Below are 21,947 nucleotides of genomic sequence, written 5' to 3'. Positions count from 1 at the left end.
CGAGGAGGTCATCCCGGGCAGCGCCGGACCAACTCGCGCGCGAGCGCGCCGTCGCGATATCCGGTGAGAGCGGAGGTCGTGTGATGGAGAGCGTCGTGGCGGAGGACGGGACGCGGGTGTCCTACGAGCGCGCGGGCACCGGGCCGCCGCTCGTGCTGGTGCACGGGGGTTTCAGCGATCACGAGACGAACTGGATGTACGTGGCGCCGCGGCTGCGCGAGCGCTTCACGGTGATCGCGATCGCGCGGCGCGGTCGCGGCGAGACCCCGAGCGACGGCGGGCATCGCGTCGAGGACGAAGCGGCGGACGTCGTCGCGGTGGTGCGCGCGGTGGGCACGCCGGTGTTCCTGCTCGGCCACTCGTTCGGCGCGCTCTGCGCGCTCGAGGCGAGCATCCGCGTGCCGGAGCTCGTCGCGAAGCTGGTGCTCTACGAGCCTCCGTGGCCGAACGCGGTCGACGACGTGCTGCTCGCGCGGCTCGAGTCGTTCGCTGCCAGCAAGGCGTGGGACGAGGTCGCGGCGACGTTCTTGCGCGATGCGATCGGCATGAAGGAGGACGAGCTGCTCGCGCTGCGGGCCTCGCCCGACTGGACGACGTGGACGAGCGACGCGGAGGCGAGCTTGAGCGACCTGCGCGCGATCCATCGCTACACGTTCGTGCCGGAGCGAGCTCGCGTGCTCGCCATGCCGGCGCTGCTGCTCTTCGGGACCGAGAGTGTGCGCGCGCGCTACCTCACCGATGCGCTCGCGAGGACGATGCGCGATGCGCGCGTGGTCGCGCTCGGCGGGCAAGCGCACGAGGCGATGACGACCGCGCCTCATCTGTTCGCCGAGGTCGTCGAGCGCTTCTTGCTGGAGGATCGGCCGCGGCGCGCGCCGCACGTGGCGCGAGAGGCGGGCACGAGCCCGTGATCGCCGGAGCACGTCGCGTCTAGGTGCGCGTGCATGGAGCGATCGAAGCTGTGGACGCTCGATGGCCTGCTCGAGGCGCGCGCCGCGTCGGCCGCGCTCTTCGAGGAGCTCGGGCTCGAGGGGTTCCTGTTCGAGATCGAGCCGCGCGTCGACACCGACGACGTCGTGGTGCTGCTCGAGTGGGTGCGCGGCGGGCCCGAGGGCACGTGGACCTCGACCCGCGTCGTCGTCGACGGCGAGCAGCTGCTGCGGAGCCGAGCGGACGGGGCGACGCGCGAGCTCCTCCTGCAGCAGCTCCGCGCGCGAGTGAAGGGCGCCGAGCGAGAGGGCGCGCCGAGCCGCGACGTGCACGCGTGAGCGCGGACGACCGAATGGGCGCGTTGGGCGTTCACGTATGGCGCGTAGGTGCTCCGATGTGACCGTGCGGACCTGCTGGCGCGGCGTGCTCTTCGTGATCGCGGCCGTCGCGCTCGCGTTGCCGCTCGCGGTGCAGGCCCCCAGCGCGCCCGCGCAGGAGCGCGCCACCTCCCCGCCCTCGGCGCACCACTTCGAGCCATCCATTCGTGTGCGCGACGCGCTGGTGCGTGGAGATCTCGTCGTGGCGCGGCGTGCTGCGCGCGAGCTCGCGCGTGCCGGAGCGCCGATCTCGCTGCGCGGGCTGTGGCTCGACGTGATGCACAGCGCGGCGCGCGAGGTGGAGTCGGCGCGCGACGTCGGAGCGGCTGCGCACGGCTTGGGCACCGTCGCGCGGACGTGCGGTGAGTGTCATCGCGAGATGGGGGCGGACGTGCGGATGTCCGAGGCGCCGGTCCCTCCGCGCGACGACGTCGCTGCGCGGACGCGCCACCATGCCTGGGCGACCGATCGGCTCTGGGAAGGGCTCGTGCTCGAGGACGCCGAGCGCTACGCCGCAGGTGCTGCAGCGCTGCTCGACGCGCCGCTCGTCGACGATCGTGCGCGCGAGCGCGCGAGAGAGGCACAGCGTGCCCGCGACGGAGCGCAGCGGGCACGAGCCTACGGTGCGCTGCTCGGAACCTGCGCCGAGTGCCATCGCACGATCGGCGCGCTCTGACCTCAGCGCGCGATCGGGAGCTTCACGCGCACCCGCGTCTCGGCGCCGCGCTGGAAGCGGAAGTCGCAGCGCGAGCCGCCCTGCGCGATCGTCTCGGTGCGGGTCAGCCCCCAGCCGAACACCTCGCTCCCCGGCACGTCGGCGAGGCAGATGTACGGCGCGAATTCGGCGGCGCCGTTCGCGATCGCGAGCTCGCGGATCGCACAGCGCTTGTAGTCGACGCCGTACTCGAAGGTGCCGGGCTCGCCCTCGACGAAGTCGAAGACCCAGCCTCCGACCGGCGCTTCGTGCGAGCGCTTCGCGATCCAGCGCGAGAGGGCCTTCATCGGCCAGATGAAGAGACCGTTCGCCGCCATGCTGCGCTCCATCCCGCGCATCCCCGTGCGCGCGTCGCGGACTCGCAGATCTCCCACGCGCGCGCCGCGTCGTAGCCGCGCGGCGCGAGCGCGAGGTAGGTCGCGACGTAGATCGCGCCGCCGATCGTGAACGCACGCATGTGCGGCGCGGTCCAGCCCGGGTCCGGGATCGAGTCGAGCATCGCGTCGAGCCGGCTCGCGGCCTCGTCGCAGATCGCCTCCGCGGCCTCGCGCCCTTCGTGTGCCTCGAGCGCCTCGATCAACGAGGGACGCCAGCGCCCCAGCTCGCCCATCACCATCCCGCGGATCGCTCGCATCGTCGTGGTCACGGCCGAAGGCTGCGGTCGTCCGCGCGCCGCGTCGAGGCCCATTCGCCGCATCGTTCAAGTCGGGCGCCCGCGATGCGGTCATCCTCGTCGGATGGGCTCGATGATCGATCCGATCACGCTGCGCTCCGGGCTCGTGCTCGCGCACCGGCTGGCGAAGGCCGCGACCAGCGAGGGGCTCGCGCGGCGGGGCGACCCCACGCCCGAGCTCGAGCATCTCTACGAGACCTGGTCGCGCGGTGGCGCGTCGCTGATCATCACCGGCAACACGACGATCAGCCGCCGGCATCGCGAGCGCATGGGCAACGTGGTGCTCGACGAGCGCACCGATCGCGAGGCCCTCGCCCGGCTCGCGTCGGCAGCGAAGCGCGCGGGCAACGCGGCGCTGGTGCAGCTCTGTCATCCCGGCCGCCAGACGAGCCGCTTCATCGCGAACGATCCCGTCGCGCCGAGCGACGGACCGGCGGTCGCGATGCTCGGCGCGTTCGCGCGTCCTCGCGCGCTGCGTGACGACGAGATCGAGGCGATCCTCGATGCGTTCGTCGCGGGCGCGGTGATGGCGCGCGATGCGGGCTTCGACGGAGCGCAGCTCCACGCGGCCCACGGGTTCCTGCTGAGCCAGTTCCTCTCGCCGCGCATCAACCGCCGCGACGACGCGTGGGGCGGCTCGCTCGAGAACCGCGCGCGGATGCTGCTCGAGCTCGTCGCGCGCACCCGCGCCGCGTGCGGCGCGAGGTTCACGATCGCCGTGAAGCTCAACGCGCCCGATGCCGATCGCGGCCACTTCTCGCCCGACGACGCGCTCGCCGTGATCGCGATGCTCGATCGCGCGGGCATCGATCTCCTCGAGATCTCCGGAGGCGACATCGAGCGCGCCGCGATGCTCGGCCTCGATCGCGACGCGCCGCGCGAGGGGTACTTCGCCGAGCTCGCGCTCTCCGCGAAGCGCATCACCGGCGCCGCGGTGATGGCGACCGGTGGGTGGCGATCACGCGCCGCGATCGACGCGGCGATCGCGCGCGGTGCGATCGACCTCGCGGGCATGGCGCGCCCGATCTGCGTCGAGCCCGATCTGCCGCGGCGGATGTTGCGCGGCGAGGCCGAGCGCGCCGCGCTCCACGAGCGTCCCAAGGCCCCGGGCGATCTCGCGGCCGCCGGCGAGACCGGCTACTTCGCATGGCGCATCGGCGCGCTCGCGCGCGGTGAGCAGCCTCGGCGCGACATCTCGCCGATCCACGCCGCGCTCGACTACGTCGCGACCGATGCGGTGCTCGGCGCGCGCCGCGCGCTCTTCGGCGAGTGACGCGTCACGCGTCGTCGTCGTCGTCCTCGTCGTCGCGATCGCTGGGACGACGCAGGCCGTACTTGCGCATCTTGTCGATCAACGTCGCGCGGCTCGTGCGCAGCGCCTGCGCGGCGCGCACCTGGTTGCCGTGCGCTTCTTCGAGCGCGCGCACGATGAGCCCGCGCTCGAACGCTTGCACCTGCTCGCGCAGCGAGAGCCCTGCGCCCTCGGTCTCGCTCTCGCGGGGCTCGGGCGCGGGGCGCGCGTCGTCGAGCCGATCGAGGTCGATCTCGCCGCCGTCGCTGAGGCCCACGAGGCGCGCGATCGCGTTCTCGAGCTCGCGCACGTTGCCCGGCCAGTCACGACGCGCGAGCTCGGCGACCAGCCGATCCGAGAGGCGCACGTCGCCGATCCCGAAGCGCTCGCCGTAGCGCGCGCAGAGCTCGTTCGCGAGCGCGGGGATGTCCTCGCGACGCTCGCGCAGCGGAGGCACCCGCAGCACCACGACCGCGAGCCGGAAGTAGAGATCGGAGCGGAAGCGCCCACTGTTCGCGTCGGCCTCGAGATCGCGGTTCGTGCACGCGACCACGCGCGCGTCGACACGATCGGTGCGCCCCGCGCCCACCGGCTGGATCTCGCCGTTCTGCAGCGCGCGCAGCAGCTTCGCCTGGATCGCGAGGGGCAGCTCGCCGACCTCGTCGAGGACCAGCGTGCCGCCGTCGGCGCGCGCGAAGAACCCCGAGCGCTGGGCGTGCGCGCCGGTGAACGCGCCCTTCGCGTGGCCGAAGAGCTCCGCCTCCGCGAGCTCGCCCGGCAGCGCCGCGCAGTTGAAGCGCACCAGCGATCCTCCGTTGACGCGCGGGCTCTGCGCGTGGAGCAGCGATGCGATCACTTCCTTGCCGGTGCCGCTCTCGCCGGTGACCAGCACCGTGATGTCGCGGCGCGCGATCCGCTCCACGTCGGCGAGGAGACGCCGCATCGACGCGCTCTCCGCGATCACGCGCTTGCCGACGCTGCGCTCGATGCGCCCGCGCCGCTCCTCGCGCCGCAGCAGCGACGCCTCGACCGCACGATCGATCACCCGCGCGAGCTCGTCCGGCTCGAAGGGCTTGTGCAGATAGTCGTACGCGCCGCGCTGGATCGCGTGCACCGCGAGGCGCTCCGAGCCGTGCGCTGTGACCATCACCACCGGGATCGACGCGTCGCGCTGGCGGATGCGATCGAGCAGCTCGAGCCCGTCCATCTCGGGCATCGCGTAGTCGACGATCACGGTATCGACACGATCGAGCGCGGCGAGCGCGTCGTGGCCGCCCGGCGCGAGCACTGCTTCGTGGCCGTGCTCGCGAAGGAGCTCGGCGAGCGCGAAGCGCATCGCGGCTTCGTCGTCGACGACGAGGACTCGACCCATGCGAGGGCGGACTCTGGGGAGGGCGGACCGCTCAGTCAACGTTCCCCTCGATCGTGCTCGCGCTGCTGCTCACCGCGTGGCGCGGAAGCACGACGTGCACCGTGGTGCCGAGCCCCTCCTGGCTGTCGATCGAGAGCCGACCGCCGTGCTGCATCACGACCGTGCGCGCGAGCACCACGCCGAGCCCGGTGCCGCCCTCGCGCGTGGTGAAGAACGCGGTGCCCACGCGCGGCAGGAGATGCGCGGGGATGCCGCGCCCTTCGTCGCGCACCTCGACGCTCGCGTGATCGTCGTCGCACCCGAGATCGATCGAGACGGTGCCTCCGCGCTCGCTCGCCTGCACCGCGTTCGACACGAGGTTCGTCAGCGCCTCGCGGATGCGACGGCGATCGCCGCGCATCGTGGTCCCGGCGTCCGTGTTGGCGCGCAGCTCGACCCCCGCGCGCTCCGCGGTCTCGCGGAAGGAGCTCGCGACCTCGCCGATCACCGTCGAGAGATCGTAGGGCGCGATCTCGAGCGCCTCGACGGGCTTCGCGAGCACCAGGTAGTCGTTGACGATCTCCTGCATCCGGCGCGCTTCGCCGATCACGGTCGCGAGCCGCTCGCGCGACGCCTCGTCCTTCGCGTGGCGATGCTCGATGTCGGCGAGCACGCGGATCGCGGCGATCGGCGTCTTCAGCTCGTGGCCCACCTTCGCGGCGACGGCCTCGAAGGTGCGCGATCGCTCGAGCGCTTCGTGCAGCAGATCGCCACGCAGCTTCTGCATCTCGGAGTCGACGAAGCGATCGGCGATCTCGAGCCGCTCGACGAGCGTGCCGACGACCGAGAGCGCGACGACCATCGTGCCGCCCGTGAGCAGGAGATCGTAGGGCGCGGGGAGCGCGGGGCCGCGCACTTCCTCGGGAAGGAACGTCATCACCGCGATCACCGCGGCGCCGGCCCACATCCATCGCCCACGCCGCTCGCCGTACGCGACGAGCATCAGGAAGGGCGCGCACCCGAACACGAACGCCGGGAAGATCGGGCTTCGCACGCCGCCGGTGATCGCGACGACCACCACGGGCGGCAGGATCTTGAGGCTGTGGAACCCGGGGCTCAGGCAGTCCTCGAGCCTGCGCTCGAGCACCCACGCGAAGAGCCCGACGCCCGCGATCGCCGCGATGCGCGGCCACGGGTACCCCGCGGCGCAGAGCAGCCCGGCGAGCAGCACGTGGAACGCGAAGAGCGCGGCGACCTTCGAGACGCCCTGGTGCTTGCGCACCGCGCGCATCTTCGCGCGGACGAGCCGGTGCTCGGGATCGTCGATCCCCCAGCCCGGGAACGAACGGCGTCGCGGAAGAAGGAATCGCATCGGGTTCGATCGTGAGGCGAGCGCGTCAGCGGCGCACGTCGTCGGCGGCGTCGGCGAAGGTGCGGAGTCGGAGCGCGATCGCCGCGAGCTCACGGGGATCGGCGATCGCGTCGAGGGCGCGCTCGATGTCGCGCAGGCGATCACGGGCCCGAGCCAGCGCACGCGTGCCCTGCCCCGTGATCTCGACCTCGATCGGCACCGACGCGGTGCGCCGCACCGCGACGAGCCCACGCTCGACGAGATCGTCGACGATGCGCGCCTCCGCGTGGTGCGCGCCCAGCCGCGAGGGCCCGTCCGCCGCGAGCAGCGCGAGCAGTGCGAGCGTCTCGCTCGTGAGGTCGAGCTCCGCGAGCGCGCGCTCGACGCGGCTCGCGAAGCGCGTGACGGCGAGCGTGAGCGCCTCGAGCGAAGCACCCGGCGCAGGTGCGAGATAGCGGGACACCGGGACGGCGTCGGTGTGTGCGCGCTGCATGGCGGGGCCTGCAGTCGCGAGATCCGTGCCGCTCGGGATCGCGGAGGATCACGGGCGTGATCACGCGAAAACGTGCCGAGTTTCCGGCACGCTGACCGGGTTTCCAACACGCGCGGTGCGCAGATCGAAGCCGTGGTGTCCCGGGTGCTGCTCGCGAGCGGCGCGTTCGCGGTGTGGGTCGCGCACGTGCTGGTGATGTGGCTGGTGTACGACGGCTCGGCCTACGAGCTGCTCTGGGCGTGTCATCTCGCGCCGCTCCTGCTCGCGCTGGGCATCGCGCTCGGGAGCGTGTCGCTCACCAGCGTGGCCGCGATCTGGACGACGCTCGGCACGACGATGTGGCTCGGGAATCTCCTCGCGCTCGGCCGCGCGCCCGAGCCCACGCCGCTCCTGATCCACGCGGGCACGGTCGGGCTCGCCATCGCCGCGGTCCGTACGATCGGGTGGGATCCGCGGGCGTGGTGGCGCGCATCGCTCGCGCTCTTCGTGCTCGCGAGCCTGACCCGGCTGGTGCCCGGTGCCGCGCGCTACGACGTGAACCTGGTCTTTCGGGTGTGGCCGGGCTTCGAGCCGGTGTTCCCGCACGTCGTGCCGTTCCTGATGTTCGTCGCGGTGATGATCGTGATCGCGACGTACGTCATCGGTCGCGCCCTCGGTCAGCTCGCGCGCGGAGAGGTCTCGTCGCGCTCGTGGTCGCGCTCTCGTCCGAGCAGTCGCACGACCTGATCGAGGTGCTCGGTCACGTGCTCGAGGATGTCGTCGACCGCGAAGATCCCCTGGAGCACACCCGCGCGATCGACCACCGGAACGCGACGCACGCCGTGGGCGCGCATGCGCGAGAGCACGTCGAGCAGCGGCTCTTCCTCCCGCGCCATCACCGGATGCGCGCTCATCACGTCGCGCACCTCGAGCTGCTCGATCGATCCCGGCCGCGTCGCGAGCGCGCCCACGACGAGATCACGATCGGTCACCAGCCCCACCGGCACGCGCCCTCCGTCGCGATCCTCGACCACCACGAGACAACCGACGTGGTGATCGCGCATCCGCCGCGCCGCATCGATCACGCGCTCGCGCGGCTCGGCGATCGACACCGTGCGATTGCAGAGCTCACCCATCGTCGTCATCGGCTCATCCTTTCAGCACGCCGAGCGGCTCGAGACGCGCGACCTTGGTCGCGATGCCCGCGCGCTCGACGACGTCGACCACGCGATCGACGTCCTTGTAGGCGAGCGGTGCTTCCTCTGCGAGCTCGGGGCTCGACGGGCACTTCACGACGATGCCGCGCGCCTCGAGCTCGTGACGCAGCACGTGGCCCTGCACCGCGCGTCGCGCCGCGCCGCGGCTCATCAGGCGACCCGCGCCGTGGCACGCGCTGGAGAACGAGAGCTCCGCCGACGCATCACGACCGACCATCACGAACGACGCGGTGCCCATGCTCCCGGGGATCAGCACCGGCTGTCCGATGCCGCGCAGCGCCGGCGCGAGCTCGGCGCTCGAGGGGCCCAGCGCGCGCGTCGCGCCCTTGCGGTGCACGCAGAGCTCGCCCTCGGGATAGCGCTCGATCTTCGCGACGTTGTGCGCGACGTCGTAGACGAGGTGGAGCGTCGGATCGCCGAACGCGTGGAGCATGCGCGCGAAGATCGCGCGGACCGTGTGGGTGATCGTCTGTCGGTTCGCGAACGCGAAGTTCGCCGCGGCGGCCATCGCGGCGAGGTACTCGCGCCCCTCGGGCGACGAGAGCGGGGCGCACGCGAGCTGACGATCGGGGAGCACGATCCCGAGCGCGTCCGAGCGCTCGTCCATGCGCCGCACGAAGTCGGTGCACACCTGGTGACCGAGCCCGCGCGATCCGGTGTGCACCAGCACCGTGAGGTTGCCCTCGACGATGCCGAGCCGCGCCGCGAGCACCTCGTCGTGCACGCGCGCGACGCGCTGCACCTCGAGGAAGTGGTTGCCGCCGCCCAGCGTGCCGAGCTGATCGCGACCGCGGGTGCGCGCGCGCTCCGAGACCAGCGTGGGATCGGCGCCCGGGAGCATCCCGCCCGACTCGATGCGATCGAGATCGTCGTCCACGCCGGCGCGTCGCTCGCGCACCAGGTACTGCGCGCCGCCGGCGAGCACCCGATCGATCGCCGCGTCGTCCAGCGGCGCGCGCCCGCCATGCCCGTAGCCGGTCGGGATCGAGCGCGAGATCTCGTGCATCACCGCGGGCAGTGCGTGGGCGACGTCGGTCGCGCGAAGCGTCGACACGAGCAGCCGCACGCCGCAGTTCACGTCGAAGCCGATGCCGCCGGGCGAGATCACTCCGTCGGGCAGCGCGGTCGCCGCGACGCCGCCCACCGGGAACCCGTAGCCCTCGTGCACGTCGGGCATCGCGAGCACGTGACGCACCACGCCGGGCAGCGTCGCGACGTTCACGAGCTGCTCGAGACAACGATCGTGCAGCGCGGACTCGATCAGCGTCTCGTCCGCGAAGATGCGGACCGGCACGCGCATGTCGCGGCGATAGCAGGACGGCAGCTCCCACGTGACCGCGTCGATGCGCTCGAGCGGCGCGTGCATGTCGAAGTGGTGCGTCTGCATCTGCATGGGAGATCTCCGTGGGCTCACACGTCGAGCACCACCGTCGCGGACACGCCGCAGGGGGCTTCGATGATCGCCACGCCGTGCAGCGTCGCGGCCTTCACGTGGAGGCGCGGGCGCACGTCCTGGGGCGCCGCGTGCAGCGTCGCCTCGAGCTCGCGATCGGAGCGCACTCGCGCCTCGAGCGCGGGATACACGCGCCCCTCGACCTCGGCGCGGAACACGAGCTCGTCGAGCAGCGCGACGAGCAGCGCGTCGCGATCGCGCGCTCGCACCGCGATGCGCTCGGCGTGATCTCCGGCGCTCGGCAGCTCGCCGCACGCGAGCTCCGCGAACGCACGCCCCGCCTCCGCGAAGAGCTCGTCGAGGGTGCTCGCGTCGATGCGGACGCGCACTTCGCCGACGTGCTCCTCGAACGCATGGGTCGCGCCCACCAAGGCGAGCTAGCCGCGCCCTGCTCCGGCGCAATCACGGAACGAATCGGCTCGCCGCTCCGTCCGCGCGCTGCGCGCGCTCCCGTCCGGGCCCTCCGGGACGAGCACTCAGGCAATTCACTGGAGCAGCGAGACGCGACGCCGCTGCACGAAGCCGCGCGGCTTCGCGTCGAAGCGCCCGGCGAGCACCGCACCGCACGAGGGGCACGCGCCGCGCGCATCGAGCGTGTACTCGCGCACGTGGTAGCCGTCGCGCGTGATCAGGCGCGCGCCGCACGACGCGCAGAGCGTCATCGAGCCCTCTTCGTCGCGCACGTTCCCGGTGTACACGTGGTGCAGCCCGAGCGACTTCGCGCGTGCTCGCGCGCGGCGCAGCGTCTCGGGCGGCGTGGGCGGCACGTCCTCCATGCGGAAGTCGGGATGGAACGCGGTGAAGTGCAGCGGCACGTCGGGCCCGAGCCGATCGAGCACCCACGACGCGAGCTGCTCGATCTCGGCGTCCGAGTCGTTGTGCCCGGGGATGAGCAGCGTCGTGAGCTCGAGCCACACGTTCGTCTCGCGGTGCAGCCACTCGATGGTCTCGAGCACCGGCGCGAGACGCGCGGCGCACACGCGCTTGTAGAAGTCCTCGGTGAACGCTTTGAGGTCGACGTTCGCGGCGTCCATCGCGCCGAAGAACTGCTCGCGCGCGCTCGGATCGACGTAGCCCGCGGTCACCGCGACGGTCGCGACGCCGAGCTCGCGCGCGGCGTGCGCGCTGTCGATCGCGTACTCCGCCCAGGTGACGGGATCGTTGTACGTGAACGCGACGCTGCGGCAGCCGAGCTCGCGCGCGAGCGTCGCGACCTGCTCGGGCGTCGCATGCTCGTGCGCGCGCTCCATCTCGCGCGTCTTCGAGATGTCCCAGTTCTGGCAGAACTTGCATCCGAGGTTGCAGCCGATGGTGCCGAACGAGAGCACCGACGTGCCGGGATGGAAGTGCGAGAGCGGCTTCTTCTCGATCGGATCGACGCAGAGCCCCGAGCCCTGGCCGTAGCTCGTGAGCACGATCGCGCCCTCGCGCTCCTGACGCACGAAGCAGAAGCCGCGCTGTCCTGCGTGGAGCGTGCAGCGCCGGGGACAGAGATCGCAGCGCACGCGCCCGTCCTCGAGCTTCTCCCACCATCCGCCCGCGACCACCCCAGGCTCGATCCGCTCGCGCATCGGACTCGGCGATCTGGGGCTCGTGGCGCAGAGCGCCAGCCCCGCGCTTGACTTCGAGCGCGCTCGAAGTTGCATGCATCGCATCATGGACGACGAGCTCGCGCTCACGATCCGCGACGCCGCCGCGCGCACCGGTCTGTCGCCGCACACGCTCCGCTACTACGAGCGCATCGGGCTGCTCGGGCGCGTGCCGCGCGCGTCGAGCGGACATCGACGGTACGGCGAGCGCGAGCTCCGGATGATCGACTTCCTCCGGAAGCTCCAGGCCACCGGGATGCCCATCCGCGACATGCTCCGCTACGCCGCGCTGGTGCGGCGCGGCGACGACACGCGGCCTGCGCGACGCGCGCTGCTCGAGCAGCACGAAGCACGCGTGCAGGCGCGGCTCGACGAGCTCGCGGGGAACCTCGCGATCATTCGCAAGAAGATCGCGATGTACGGCGAAGCGACGACGACGAAGAAGAAGGGAACGAAGACGCGATGACGACGACGATGAAGACGCGCACGCTCGGGCGCTCCGGTCTCTCGGTGTCCGCGCTCGGCCTCGGCTGCATGGGGATGAGCGACTTCTACGCAGGGCGCGACGACGACGAGTCGCGCGCGACGCTCGAGCACGCGCTCGCGCGCGGCGTGACGTTCTACGACACCGCGGACATGTACGGCACGGGCGAGAACGAGAAGCTGCTCGGGCCCTTCGTACAGAAGCATCGCGACCGCGTGGTGCTCGCGACGAAGTTCGGGATCGTGCGCGACGCGAGCGATGCGAGCGTGCGTGGGATCGACGGCTCGCCCGCGTACGTGAAGAAGGCGTGCGACGCGAGCCTGAAGCGGCTCGGCATCGAGACGATCGATCTCTACTACCTGCACCGGAAGGACCCGCGGGTGCCGATCGAGGAGACGGTCGGTGCGATGGCGGAGCTGGTGCGCGCGGGGAAGGTGCGTCACCTCGGGCTCTCGGAGGTCGGGCCGAAGACGCTGCGTGCTGCGTGCGCGGTGCATCCGATCGCGGCGCTGCAGAGCGAGTACTCGCTGTGGAGCCGTGAGCCCGAGGACGGAACGCTCGCGGCATGTCGTGAGCTCGGCGTGGGGTTCGTCGCGTACTCGCCGCTCGGTCGCGGGTTCCTCACCGGGCAGATCAAGCGGTTCGAGGATCTCGCGGAGGACGACTACCGGCGCCACTCGCCGCGGTTCCAGGGCGAAGCGTTTGCGAAGAACCTCGAGCTCGTCGCGCACGTGCAGGCGCTCGCGGTGAAGAAGGGATGCACCGCGGCGCAGCTCGCGCTCGCGTGGGTGCTCGCGCAGGGCGAGGACATCGTGCCGATCCCGGGGACGAAGCGGCGGAAGTACCTCGACGAGAACCTCGGGGCGCTCGACGTGGGGCTCACGAGGGAGGAGCTGGCGGAGATCGACCGGATCGCGCCGAAGGGGGCTGCGTCGGGGGAGCGGTATCCGGCGGCGGCGATGGCGATGCTGCCGGATTGAGGTCGCTTGGTGGGGGTGGGCGGAAATCGTGAGTGATTTCCGTCGGGAACCTCAACCACGGTCGGTTTTCGACCGTGGTTGGGGGTCCGCGGAGAGGGCCACGAAGCTCAACCACGGTCGGTTTCCGACCACGAACGGGCATCCCCAGATCAGGCCCAAAACCTCAACCACGGTCGGCCCTCGCCCCGCGCCTGTCCTCCCCACCAGACACTCCCGACCCCCTCTCGTCCGGTCCGCCGAACACCTCGTTCCCGCTCCGCCGCAGATCCGCGTTGGCGCAGGATCTGCTGCCGCGCCTCTCCATGCTGCCGCCGGCGACCGAATTCTTCGTGTGTGATCCCACGGGCTCCCCGGAGTACGGCTCGCTGCCGACCCTCGATCCAGAAGCGCAGCGCCGCCTCGCCAACGCCTACGCCGCAGGCGAAGACGCCATCTGGCTCGACGGTCGACGCGCGATGCTCCGCGACCTCTCGGGCCCGCGCCGCCGCTTCCTCGTCGTCGTCGTGCACGCGCGCGGCGGAAGCCTCAGCCAACGCCAGCGCGAAGTCGCCGAGTGCGCCGCCGCCGGCGCCACCGTCGAAGAGATCGCGCGTCATCTCGGCATCTCGCAGAACACCGTTCGGCATCACCTCAAGGCCGTCTATCGCGCCCTCGAGGTCGGCAGCCGTCTCGAGCTCTCTCGCGCGCTCGGCCACCTCGCCGCGTGATTCGCATTCAGTTCGTGTCCTGCGCTGGATACACTGCCTCGCAGGAGGCAGATGGGCGCTCGATCCGACGACGAGACCGTCCGGCGTGAACGCGACGTCTTCCTACGCATCCTCGAGCTCGGCGCCGAGCGCGATCCGCGGCTCTTCCTCGATCAAGCGCTCGAGCTCTTCCTCGAGCTGACCGGCGCACAGCTCGGCTACCTCGCGCTCTCCTCGTCCGGCGCGATCGACACGCCCGAGTTCGAGACCTCGCGCGGCATCGACACCCAGGCGACGAGCGACGTCCGACGTTCGATCTCGCAGGGCATCATCGCCGCCGCGCTCTCGCAGGGCGAGACGATCCAGACGCTCTCCGCGTTCGCCGACGGCCGCTTCAGCGATCGCCCGAGCGTGAAGCGCAGTCAGATCGGCGCGGTCCTCTGCGCGCCCATCGGCTCGCTCGGCGTCGTCTACGTCCAGGAGACGCGCGGCGGCCGTCCGTTCCCACCCGACGTCGAGCAATACGCCGCGCTCGTCGCGCGCTTGCTCGCGCCCGCAGCTCGCAGCGTGCTCGCCGATCGCGCCGCGGTCGTGACCAGCGATCCCACGCGCCCCTATCGCGAGCGCCTGCGCCTCGACGACATCGTCGGCCGCAGCGCCGCGCTCGCGAACGTGTTCCGCCACGTCGGTCTCGTCGCACCGCTCGACATCGATCTCCTGATCACCGGCCCCTCGGGCACCGGCAAATCACAGCTCGCGCGCGCGATCATCGCGAACAGCCGTCGCGCCGTCGGTCCGTTCGTCGAAGTGAATTGCGCGGCCGTGCCCGAGGCGCTCTTCGAGAGCGAGCTCTTCGGCGCCCGTCGCGGCGCGCACTCCACCGCGTTCCACGACACCGAAGGTCGTGTCGCCGCGGCCGAGGGAGGCACGCTCTTCCTCGACGAGATCGCCGAGCTCTCTCTCTCGAGCCAGGCGAAGCTGCTCACGCTCCTCCAGGCGCGCACCTATCAACCGCTCGGCGCGCCCGCGCCGCGACGCGCCGACATCCGCGTGATCGCGGCGACCAATTCCGATCTCGCGCACGCCGTCGAAGAGAAGCGCTTCCGCGAGGACCTCTATTACCGACTCTCGGTGATGCCCGTCGACGTGCCCGCGCTCGCCGCGCGCAGCGACGACATCGCGCCGCTCGCGCGACATTTCTGCGAGCGCGCCGCGGAGCGCCACGGGCTCGGCACCATCGTGCTCACGCGCGACGCGATCAGCGCGTGCGAGGCGCACGACTGGCCCGGCAACGTGCGGCAGCTCGCGCATGCGATCGAAGCGGGCGCCATCCGCGCGGCGGGCAGTGGGCGCCAGTCGGTGCACCCGTCCGACGTGTTCCCCGCGTCGCAGGATGCCGCAGTCGCCGAGACGCTCGGCGAGGCGACTCGCGCGTTCCAGGCGCGCTACATCCGCGACGTGCTCACCAGCGTCGACTGGAACGTCTCCGAGGCCGCGCGCCGGCTCGATGTCGCCCGCTCTCATCTCTACACGTTGATCCGCACTCACGACATCCGTCGGGAGCGATGATGTCGATCGATGATCTCGCGGCTTCGCTGCCTCCACGGTTTCGATCTCCGACGCTCGTCGGCGCCGGCACGCACGGCGCGGTGTTCCACGCGATCGACGATCAGCACGCGCTGCCCGTCGCGATCAAGTGCCTCGCCGCGCCCGATCTCGAGGATCTCCCGGCGTTCAAGCGCGAATTCCGCGCGCTCGTGCACGTCAGTGATCCTCACCTCGTTCAGCTCTACGAGCTCCACGGCGAGGGCTCGCAGGTCTTCTTCACGATGGAGTACGTCGAGGGCAGCACGCTCGCGGAGAGCGCTGCCCACGACCGACGTGCGGTGTTCCGCCAGATCGCCAATGGCCTCCGGACTCTGCACGACGCCGGACTGACACACTGCGATCTCAAACCGTCCAACGTGCTGATCGCGCGCGACGGACGCGCGATGTTGACCGACTACGGCTGTGTCTCGCACTACGGCGCTCCCGAGGACGGCGCAGCCGGCCTGGGCTCTCCGCACTACATGGCGCCCGAGCAGTGGTTCGAGTCGAGCACTGCGCCCGCGGTCGACTGGTATGCGCTCGGCGTGATGCTCTTCGAGGCGCTCACCGGCGCGCTCCCGTTCGATGGGGACATGGGCACCGTGCTGCTCGCCAAGCGCCGCGCCTCGCCCGATGCGCTGCGCGCCCGACTGCGAGACAAGGGCGACGACGCGCTCGCATCGCTCTGCGTCGAGCTCCTCTCGAGCGATCCCCATGCGCGTCCCGGCGCGGACGCGGTGCTCGCCGCGCTCGACGCCGCTCCGTCGCGCGCTCGTCTGTCGAGCATCCCGATCGCGAACGCGCCGATCGGACGCGAGGCTCCGCTCGCTGCGCTGCGCGCGTGGCTCGACGCGCCCGCACCGGGCGTCGCCGCGCTGCTCGGCCCGGGTGGGATCGGCAAGAGCTCGGTGCTGAGCGCGTTCGTGCGCGAGCTGGGCCCCCGCGCGCGCGTGCTGCGTGGTCGCTGCTATCCCGCCGATCGATCACCGCTGCGCGGCCTCGACGAGATCGCGTCGGCGCTCGGCGAGGGGCTGCGCGATCACGAGGTGCCCGAGCTCGACGTCCAGCAAGCGACCGCGCTCGCGCGCGCGTTCCCTTCGCTCGCGGAGCGTCACGGCGTCGAGGCCTCCACCGCGATCACGATGACCGAGGACGCATCGCGCCGCGCCCTCGCGAGCGCGCTCACGCGCTGGATCGCCGCGCTCGCCGGCGATCGCCCCGCGCTCGTCGTCGTCGACGATCTGCAGTGGGCGGACGAGACGAGCGTCGAGGTGCTCGAGCTCCTCGCGCGGGGCGCGCCGCCGATCGCGGTGCTCGTCGGATCGCGCAGCGCGGACGTCGCGGGGCTCGTGCCGGATCTGGCGCTCGAGCTCCAGCCGCTCGATCTCGCGGAGAGCGCGCGCCTCGCCGTGCGGCTCGCGCCAGAGCTCGGCGACCGTGCCGAGCGCATCGCGACGCTCGCGGCGGGCAATCCCTTTCTCGTCGAGGCGCTCGCGTCGTACGCGCTGCGCGGCGGCGCGCTCGAGGCGACCGCCGATCCGCTCGGCGACGTGATCGCCGCGTGGGATCCCGCGGTGTCGTCTCCGTCGCGGACCGACCACCGCGACGCCTTCGCGAAGCGCCTCGTCACCGTGCTCGCGATCGCCGACGCGCCGCTGCGATCGAGCGTCGCAGTCGCGGCGAGCGGCGGGCGTGATCGCGACTACCTGCCCGCGCTCACGCGCTTGCGAGCGCGGCGACTGCTCACCTCGCGCCTCGTGCGCGGCGACGATCTCGTCGAGCTCTATCACCGGCGCTGGGCCGAGGCGGTGCAGGCGTCGCTCGACGACGACGATCGCCGCGCCACGCACCGCGCGCTCGCCGACGCGATCGCGACGCACACGCCGGGCGACATCGGACGCGCCGCGGATCACTCGCGCTCGGCGGGCGATCTCGAGCTCGCGCTCACTCGCGATCTCGACGCGGCGCGCCTCGCGCACGAGCGCGGGCTGCCGCACCTCGAGGCGATGCGGCTCGAGCTCGCGCACGACTCGCCGGTCGCCGACGAGCGCGTGCGCGCGGGTGTGCGCATGCGGCTCGGTGATGCGCTCGCGCAGGTCGGTCGCGGCGCCGAGGCGGCGAAGTGGTACCGCCTCGCCGCGGAGCACGCGCGCTCGCTCGAGGAGGGCGTGCTCGCGGAGCGCCTCGCGGCCGAGCAGCTCCTCTTCAGCGGTCATCACGACGAGGGAATCGCGGTGCTGCGGCGCGTCCTCGATCGCATCGACCTGGACCTGCCGAGCTCTCCTCCCGAGGCCATCGCGCGCGTCCAGTCGTGGTACTCGCTCGCCGCGAACCATCACCTCGTCGCGCCATCCGAGGGCGCACCGATCACCGCGAGCGCCGACGACCTCGCGCGCATCGACGCGCTGCACGCCGCCACGCTCGGCCTCTCGATGTCGGACCCGCTCGCGACCGGTGTCGCGCAGACGTTCCACGTCGATCTCGCGCGCGCCGCCGGCGAGCCGTTCCGTCTCCTGCGCGCGGTGACGATCCACCTCGTGCAGACGGCGGGCACGCTGATCGATCTCGCGCGCACCGAGACGCTGACGCGGACCGCGCGCACCCTCACCGAGCGTGTGGGCACGCCCGAGGCGCGCGCGATCCTCGCGGTCGCCGAGGCCGGCGCCGCATGGATGGAGGCACGGCTCGACGACGCGCTCGCCGCGTCCCAGCGCGCGCGCACCGAGCTGGCGTCGATCCGCGGGCTGCAGTGGCAGGTGGACACCGCGGTGATCGTGCAGCTCGAGGCCCTCTGCGCGCGCGGTGACATCGCGGAGGCGAGCGCGCTCCTCGACGCGGCGATGCGCGACGCCGAGTCGCGCGACGATCGATATCTGCGCGCGCACCTCGGCGTGCGCGTCGCGCCGTGGGTGCGGCTATGGCGTGGGAGGCCCGACCAGGCGCGCGCCGAGGCCGACGCCGGCATCGCGGCGTTCCGCGTGGGCGGCTTCCAGCTCCTGCACCTGATGCACGCGGTCCACCTCGCGCGCTGCGATCTCTACGAGGGCGGCGCGAGCGCGGCGCTGGTGCGGCTCGACGACGCGTGGGCGACGATGGGCCGCTTCGGCATGCACGCGATCCAGCACTACGTCGGCGTGCTCGCCGACGTCGCGGTGGTCGCCGCCGAGCACGCCGCGCCGGAGCGGGTCGACGAGTGGCGCGCCCGCTGCGGCCTGATCGGCGATGCGTCGTGGTCGCGCCGGATGATCGAGGCCCCGCGCGAGGGAGCGCTGCAGTCGCTCGCCGAGCGCGGATGGGCCGAGCCCGAGCACGCCATTCGACTCTGGCGCTCCTGAGCGCGTCAATCGTCGGGATAGAGGAGCGGGAACACCTTGGTCTCGAGGAACTCGTAGACCTCGGGATCGGCGTCCTTCACGTGCGCGAAGTCGGATCCGTGATCCCACTTCACGCTCGGCACCTTCTGGATGTCGGGCGGCAACCAGCAGGTGTGCAGCGTGTACGGCCAGGGCAGAAGCTCGCCGCCCTTGCGGCGCAATTTGCAGAGCGGCTTCGACAGGCTCATCGCGTCGAAGACCCAGATCTCCTTGCTCGTGTCGGTGAACACGTTGCAGACGAGGAAATGACGGCCTTCCGTGCCGGGCACGAATTGCGGCGAGATGATCACCGCGCCCGGCGGCATCTTGCAGAAATCGACGACTCGATTCCGCACGGTGTCGAATCGGCACACCGTCGCTGCCGTGCCTCCGCTCTTCGCGAGCTCGAGCATCTTCTTCGGCGTGATCACCGGGCTCGGGCGCTTCGAATAGAGATCGAAGACGAGCTGTGAGAGCAGGCTCGGGATGAACCCGTGTGCGTAGAAGAACACGCACGCGTCGATCTCCTTCGCCGGTCGCGGCCCGTTGGGCTCGCCGGTGCCGCGAGTGATCGGAGTGCCGTCGCGCCACATCGGGAAGTCGGGCGCGGTGATGAGCCCGATCCCGAACGTGTGATCGAAGTTGTGCTCGGCCGTCTTCCTCCGAACGATGCCAGTCGCGGGATCGATCTGCAGACAGGCGAAGTCGTTCAGATCCATCGGCGCCGAGAGCCCACCGATCGCCTCGCGGGGGATCGCCTTGTTCGGGTCCACCTGCTGGAGGTCGCTGTCGGTCACGAACTCGGCCGCATCGCTCGACCGCTGATCGGCGACGTGCATCACGATGCGTCCGTCGTGGAGCTCGTAGTTCGTGAAGAAGTGGACGATCTCGCCATCGAGCTTGCCCGATACGACGCGCACCTCGGTGACGTCGTCCTGCAGATCCGCGCGCTTCACGATGTACACGGGGGTCGGCCGCGGCTGGGGCTTCGAGAGCCATCCTCGCAGCGCGCGCTCCACGCTCTTGTCGCCTCCGGCGAGGCGCGACCAGAGCTGATCGATCTCGAACTTGAAGCCGGTGTCGAGCACCAGGATGTGGTCCTCGGTGAGCCCGACCTGATGCGACGAGTGCATGATCTCGACGGGCTCGCCGTCCTCGTCGATCAGCTTCCACTTCTTGACGGCACCGGCGTCGTCGACGCGCATGACGTAGGTCGCGCGCTTCGGCGGATCCTTGACGATCATGCTGTAGAGGAGCTCGAGCGCGCGCTTCACGAGCTCCACGCGATGGCCGAGGTCCACCGGGCCGAGGAAGCCGAGGCCGGACATCTCGAGCCCTTCGAGGAGCGCGAGCGTGTCGAGCGGATCACCGGGCAGATCGAATGGCACGAAGCTCGGGAGCCACTGCATCAATCGGCGCACGAGCGTGTCCACGTCGCGCACGAAGTTCACCGTGAAGAGCTCGCGCGTCTTGGGATCGTACGCGGGATGAGCGCTCGAGTTCGTGAACGGGAAGGGCCGTTTCACCATCAACGTGCCCTGCCAATCGGTGTTGGTGCCGATGGGGCGCACGGTGCGCAGCGTGACCGGATCGATCTCGAACGGACGACCCGCGTCGTAGGTGGCGAGCAGGCGGTGGGGCGCACCGTCGTGCTTCGGCGGGATCGGCAGCAACGCGGTGTTCGCGAAATTGCGTCCGCCGAGATGGGTGATCGAGATGCGCGCGATTCCGTAATTCGAGAAACGCCAACTCTCGCGCTCCGGATCGTTCGACAAGAGCCGATCGGCGACGTGGCAGGGAGTCTCGATCGGCCGCGACGAGAGCGTCGCGTCTCCGCCCTTCGCGCCGGGAAAACTGACGCGGAAGATGAAGCCGTCGCCGTTGAGGAATGGAGTGTTGTCCGAGCGCTGACTCGGGCTCTCGTGCTCCATGTCGCCCACGGCGGCATTGGCGAACACGTGCCCTTCGAGGTCACTCGGCAGCTGGCCTTCGAACACCTCGAGCGCTTCGTTCGCCACCGGTGCGCGGCTCGAGATCAGTGCCGTCTTCGGGAACCAGTACTTCATGGCAGGCTCCTCGTGAATACGGCATCACTATCCGATTCCTTTCTACATGAATAGAATCACCCTTCTGGGTGAGGCGGCGATCACGCACCTCGACCCACCTCTCGGTCACGCTCACGTCGCCTCTTCGCGACCGACGCGAGGCTCGCGCTCTTCGACGCGAGCCCGATGCCGCGGTGATCGCTGATACGCTCGCGCGCGATGCGCGTGCGTGGGACCACCATCGCGATCGTGATGGTGCTCGTGCTGTTCGCAGCGATCGCGAGCGCGCAGGAGACCGGCGGGAGCTTCGGCGGCGGGGACTGGGGCGATCACGGCGGCGGCTCGCACGGTGGTGGTGGTGGCTCGTACGGCGGTGGGAGTCGCCGGAGCGGCGGCGGCGGGCCCGGGACGCTCGAGTGGATGGAGCGGGAGCGCGAGCGTCGCGAGCGCGAAGAGCGCGAGCGTCGTGAGCGCGACCGCGAGCTGTTCGGTCCCCACGACTCGCGCGCCGAGGAGGATGTGCCGCGATCGAGCAGCAGTCGTCGCACGACGATCTCGTCGCGCGGGTGCTTCGTCTGCTTCGCGCCCTTGCTCGTCGGCGGGCTGATCGTCTGGGTGCTCGTGCAGTCGCACCGGCACTCGCGATCGCTGCGCGACGACGACACGACGTTCGCGGGCTCGGGCCCGATCCCGCGCGCCCAGTCGCCCTTGTGGAACGGGGTCGATCTCACCCAGCTGCGGCTCGTGATCGACTGGCGTGCGCGTCGCTTCGTGCAGCACGAGCTCGCGACGATGGCGAAGAGCGGGCGCACCGGGACCAAGGAAGGTCGCGCCGCGCTGCTCCACGCGACGGTGCGCTTGCTGCGCAGCGTCGAGCTCGCGTGGCTCTACGCGGGGGAGATGAATTTCCGACCGATGTCGCCGCCCCAGGCGCAAGGCGTGTTCATGCGGCTCGCGCAGAGCGCGCGCGCGAAGTTCACCAAGGAGGTGGTGCGCGCCGAGGGCTCGACGTTGCGCACCGCCGATCCCGGCGCGCTGCGCGCGAAGGAGCACGAGGGACAGGGCGTGGTGCTGATCACGCTGATCGTCGCGGCGCGGCGCGAGATCCACGACTTCCGACCGCAGGACGTGGCCGACGTGAAGCGCCTGCTCGACTCGATCGATCGGATCGGCGCGAGCGAGCTCGTCGCGTTCGAGGTGGTGTGGACCCCGGCCGCCGAGGACGACCGGATGAGCACCGCCGAGCTCGAGGCGATCCATCCCGACGTGGTGCGCATCGGCGGGATCGGCGGGCGCATCTTCTGCGGGCACTGCGGCGGGCCGTACGCGATGGAGATCGCGCGCTGCCCGCACTGCGGTGCGCCGAACGAGGTGATGGTCAAGTCGACTTGAC

21 protein-coding genes are annotated in these 21,947 nt (G+C 71.3%); 11 read left to right on the top strand and 10 right to left on the bottom strand.

From position 1 onward, the window contains the following. The first annotated feature begins 83 nt into the window (after positions 1–83). From I5071_RS29980 to I5071_RS29970, 3 genes are read left to right on the top strand one after another with little or no spacing between them, the layout of a single operon-like run. Positions 84–911, top strand: coding sequence for an alpha/beta fold hydrolase (locus I5071_RS29980; RefSeq protein ID WP_236516680.1), 828 nt, complete (start codon positions 84–86; stop codon positions 909–911). A 33-nt stretch (positions 912–944) separates the two neighbouring features. Next, positions 945–1,268: a hypothetical protein gene (locus tag I5071_RS29975; RefSeq protein ID WP_236516679.1), complete on the top strand. Its 324-nt coding sequence runs from the start codon at positions 945–947 to the stop codon at positions 1,266–1,268. 58 nt (positions 1,269–1,326) lie between these two features. Continuing rightward, positions 1,327–1,983 carry a hypothetical protein gene (locus tag I5071_RS29970; protein ID WP_236516678.1) on the top strand — a complete coding sequence of 219 codons (657 nt, stop codon included), beginning with the start codon at positions 1,327–1,329 and terminating at the stop codon, positions 1,981–1,983. A gap of 2 nt (positions 1,984–1,985) precedes the next feature. Here the strand turns inward: I5071_RS29970 and I5071_RS29965 are convergent, their stop codons facing one another. Continuing rightward, positions 1,986–2,339: an L-2-amino-thiazoline-4-carboxylic acid hydrolase gene (locus I5071_RS29965; RefSeq protein WP_236516677.1), complete on the bottom strand. Its 354-nt coding sequence runs from the start codon at positions 2,337–2,339 to the stop codon at positions 1,986–1,988. Next, the gene (locus tag I5071_RS29960) at positions 2,306–2,656 is read right to left on the bottom strand and encodes a hypothetical protein (RefSeq protein WP_236516676.1); all 351 of its coding nucleotides are present in this window, start codon (positions 2,654–2,656) and stop codon (positions 2,306–2,308) included. The genes I5071_RS29965 and I5071_RS29960 overlap by 34 nt, the downstream gene beginning before the upstream one ends. A 112-nt stretch (positions 2,657–2,768) precedes the next feature. Between I5071_RS29960 and I5071_RS29955 the strand changes: the two genes are divergently transcribed. Beyond that, the gene (locus tag I5071_RS29955; protein WP_236516675.1) at positions 2,769–3,968 is read left to right on the top strand and encodes a 2,4-dienoyl-CoA reductase; all 1,200 of its coding nucleotides are present in this window, start codon (positions 2,769–2,771) and stop codon (positions 3,966–3,968) included. A 4-nt stretch (positions 3,969–3,972) separates the two neighbouring features. Here the strand turns inward: I5071_RS29955 and I5071_RS29950 are convergent, their stop codons facing one another. The 3 genes from I5071_RS29950 to I5071_RS29940 are packed head-to-tail and all read right to left on the bottom strand — an operon-like array spanning position 3,973 to position 7,181. Beyond that, complete coding sequence (locus tag I5071_RS29950) at positions 3,973–5,358, bottom strand: sigma-54-dependent transcriptional regulator (RefSeq protein WP_236516674.1); 1,386 nt, start codon at positions 5,356–5,358, stop codon at positions 3,973–3,975. A gap of 31 nt (positions 5,359–5,389) precedes the next feature. Beyond that, positions 5,390–6,709, bottom strand: a complete 1,320-nt coding sequence (locus I5071_RS29945; RefSeq protein ID WP_236516673.1) for a sensor histidine kinase — start codon at positions 6,707–6,709, stop codon at positions 5,390–5,392. A gap of 25 nt (positions 6,710–6,734) precedes the next feature. After that, positions 6,735–7,181 (bottom strand): hypothetical protein, encoded by a 447-nt coding sequence (locus tag I5071_RS29940; RefSeq protein WP_236516672.1) that lies wholly within the window; start codon positions 7,179–7,181, stop codon positions 6,735–6,737. 135 nt (positions 7,182–7,316) lie between these two features. Here I5071_RS29940 and I5071_RS29935 point away from each other — a divergent pair, with 135 nt between their 5' ends. Continuing rightward, positions 7,317–7,907, top strand: a complete 591-nt coding sequence (locus I5071_RS29935; protein ID WP_236516671.1) for a hypothetical protein — start codon at positions 7,317–7,319, stop codon at positions 7,905–7,907. Here I5071_RS29935 and I5071_RS29930 read toward each other — a convergent pair. The 4 genes from I5071_RS29930 to amrS all read right to left on the bottom strand — a co-directional run bounded on the left by I5071_RS29930 (position 7,838) and on the right by amrS (position 11,401). Next, a complete protein-coding gene (locus tag I5071_RS29930) occupies positions 7,838–8,305 on the bottom strand; it encodes a CBS domain-containing protein (protein WP_236516670.1) in 468 nt (155 codons plus the stop codon). The two genes, I5071_RS29935 and I5071_RS29930, sit on opposite strands and share 70 nt — an antisense overlap. 4 nt (positions 8,306–8,309) lie before the next feature. Beyond that, a complete protein-coding gene (locus tag I5071_RS29925) occupies positions 8,310–9,770 on the bottom strand; it encodes an RtcB family protein (protein WP_236516669.1) in 1,461 nt (486 codons plus the stop codon). A 17-nt stretch (positions 9,771–9,787) separates the two neighbouring features. Beyond that, positions 9,788–10,198, bottom strand: coding sequence for an archease (locus tag I5071_RS29920; RefSeq protein WP_236516668.1), 411 nt, complete (start codon positions 10,196–10,198; stop codon positions 9,788–9,790). A 117-nt stretch (positions 10,199–10,315) separates the two neighbouring features. Next, positions 10,316–11,401 carry an AmmeMemoRadiSam system radical SAM enzyme gene (gene amrS, locus I5071_RS29915; RefSeq protein WP_236516667.1) on the bottom strand — a complete coding sequence of 362 codons (1,086 nt, stop codon included), beginning with the start codon at positions 11,399–11,401 and terminating at the stop codon, positions 10,316–10,318. Between the two features lie 85 nt (positions 11,402–11,486). On the opposite strand from amrS, the gene I5071_RS29910 reads away from it, so the two are divergent. The 5 genes from I5071_RS29910 to I5071_RS29890 all read left to right on the top strand — a co-directional run bounded on the left by I5071_RS29910 (position 11,487) and on the right by I5071_RS29890 (position 18,491). Then, positions 11,487–11,885 (top strand): MerR family transcriptional regulator, encoded by a 399-nt coding sequence (locus I5071_RS29910; RefSeq protein ID WP_236516666.1) that lies wholly within the window; start codon positions 11,487–11,489, stop codon positions 11,883–11,885. Between the two features lie 8 nt (positions 11,886–11,893). Continuing rightward, positions 11,894–12,883 (top strand): aldo/keto reductase, encoded by a 990-nt coding sequence (locus I5071_RS29905; protein WP_236607694.1) that lies wholly within the window; start codon positions 11,894–11,896, stop codon positions 12,881–12,883. A gap of 272 nt (positions 12,884–13,155) precedes the next feature. After that, on the top strand, positions 13,156–13,590 hold the full coding sequence (locus tag I5071_RS29900; protein ID WP_236516665.1) for a helix-turn-helix domain-containing protein: 435 nt from the start codon (positions 13,156–13,158) through the stop codon (positions 13,588–13,590). 51 nt (positions 13,591–13,641) lie between these two features. Beyond that, positions 13,642–15,138 carry a sigma-54-dependent Fis family transcriptional regulator gene (locus I5071_RS29895; protein ID WP_236516664.1) on the top strand — a complete coding sequence of 499 codons (1,497 nt, stop codon included), beginning with the start codon at positions 13,642–13,644 and terminating at the stop codon, positions 15,136–15,138. Then, complete coding sequence (locus I5071_RS29890) at positions 15,135–18,491, top strand: serine/threonine-protein kinase (RefSeq protein WP_236516663.1); 3,357 nt, start codon at positions 15,135–15,137, stop codon at positions 18,489–18,491. Before I5071_RS29895 ends, I5071_RS29890 begins: the two co-directional genes overlap by 4 nt. A gap of 5 nt (positions 18,492–18,496) precedes the next feature. Here the strand turns inward: I5071_RS29890 and I5071_RS29885 are convergent, their stop codons facing one another. After that, positions 18,497–20,575: a carotenoid oxygenase family protein gene (locus I5071_RS29885; protein ID WP_236516662.1), complete on the bottom strand. Its 2,079-nt coding sequence runs from the start codon at positions 20,573–20,575 to the stop codon at positions 18,497–18,499. 198 nt (positions 20,576–20,773) lie between these two features. Between I5071_RS29885 and I5071_RS29880 the strand changes: the two genes are divergently transcribed. After that, positions 20,774–21,946, top strand: coding sequence for a DUF1517 domain-containing protein (locus I5071_RS29880; protein WP_268921161.1), 1,173 nt, complete (start codon positions 20,774–20,776; stop codon positions 21,944–21,946). Position 21,947 lies beyond the last annotated feature (1 nt).

Source organism: Sandaracinus amylolyticus (assembly GCF_021631985.1).
GTDB classification, from domain to species: Bacteria; Myxococcota_A; Polyangia; order Polyangiales; family Sandaracinaceae; genus Sandaracinus; species Sandaracinus amylolyticus_A.
This window is presented reverse-complemented; position numbering and strand designations above follow the sequence as displayed.

Bases quoted from the DNA above. Each gene is read 5' to 3' on its own strand.
- I5071_RS29940 (WP_236516672.1), bottom strand. From the start codon at position 7,181: ATGCAGCGCGCACACACCGACGCCGTCCCGGTGTCCCGCTATCTCGCA.
- I5071_RS29975 (WP_236516679.1), top strand. From the start codon at position 945: ATGGAGCGATCGAAGCTGTGGACGCTCGATGGCCTGCTCGAGGCGCGC.
- I5071_RS29955 (WP_236516675.1), top strand. From the start codon at position 2,769: ATGATCGATCCGATCACGCTGCGCTCCGGGCTCGTGCTCGCGCACCGG.
- I5071_RS29965 (WP_236516677.1), bottom strand. From the start codon at position 2,339: ATGGCGGCGAACGGTCTCTTCATCTGGCCGATGAAGGCCCTCTCGCGC.
- I5071_RS29885 (WP_236516662.1), bottom strand. From the start codon at position 20,575: ATGAAGTACTGGTTCCCGAAGACGGCACTGATCTCGAGCCGCGCACCG.
- I5071_RS29930 (WP_236516670.1), bottom strand. From the start codon at position 8,305: ATGACGACGATGGGTGAGCTCTGCAATCGCACGGTGTCGATCGCCGAG.
- I5071_RS29950 (WP_236516674.1), bottom strand. From the start codon at position 5,358: ATGGGTCGAGTCCTCGTCGTCGACGACGAAGCCGCGATGCGCTTCGCG.
- I5071_RS29890 (WP_236516663.1), top strand. From the start codon at position 15,135: ATGATGTCGATCGATGATCTCGCGGCTTCGCTGCCTCCACGGTTTCGA.
- I5071_RS29925 (WP_236516669.1), bottom strand. From the start codon at position 9,770: ATGCAGATGCAGACGCACCACTTCGACATGCACGCGCCGCTCGAGCGC.
- I5071_RS29960 (WP_236516676.1), bottom strand. From the start codon at position 2,656: ATGCGAGCGATCCGCGGGATGGTGATGGGCGAGCTGGGGCGCTGGCGT.
- amrS (WP_236516667.1), bottom strand. From the start codon at position 11,401: ATGCGCGAGCGGATCGAGCCTGGGGTGGTCGCGGGCGGATGGTGGGAG.
- I5071_RS29945 (WP_236516673.1), bottom strand. From the start codon at position 6,709: ATGCGATTCCTTCTTCCGCGACGCCGTTCGTTCCCGGGCTGGGGGATC.
- I5071_RS29880 (WP_268921161.1), top strand. From the start codon at position 20,774: ATGCGCGTGCGTGGGACCACCATCGCGATCGTGATGGTGCTCGTGCTG.
- I5071_RS29905 (WP_236607694.1), top strand. From the start codon at position 11,894: ATGAAGACGCGCACGCTCGGGCGCTCCGGTCTCTCGGTGTCCGCGCTC.
- I5071_RS29910 (WP_236516666.1), top strand. From the start codon at position 11,487: ATGGACGACGAGCTCGCGCTCACGATCCGCGACGCCGCCGCGCGCACC.
- I5071_RS29980 (WP_236516680.1), top strand. From the start codon at position 84: ATGGAGAGCGTCGTGGCGGAGGACGGGACGCGGGTGTCCTACGAGCGC.
- I5071_RS29895 (WP_236516664.1), top strand. From the start codon at position 13,642: ATGGGCGCTCGATCCGACGACGAGACCGTCCGGCGTGAACGCGACGTC.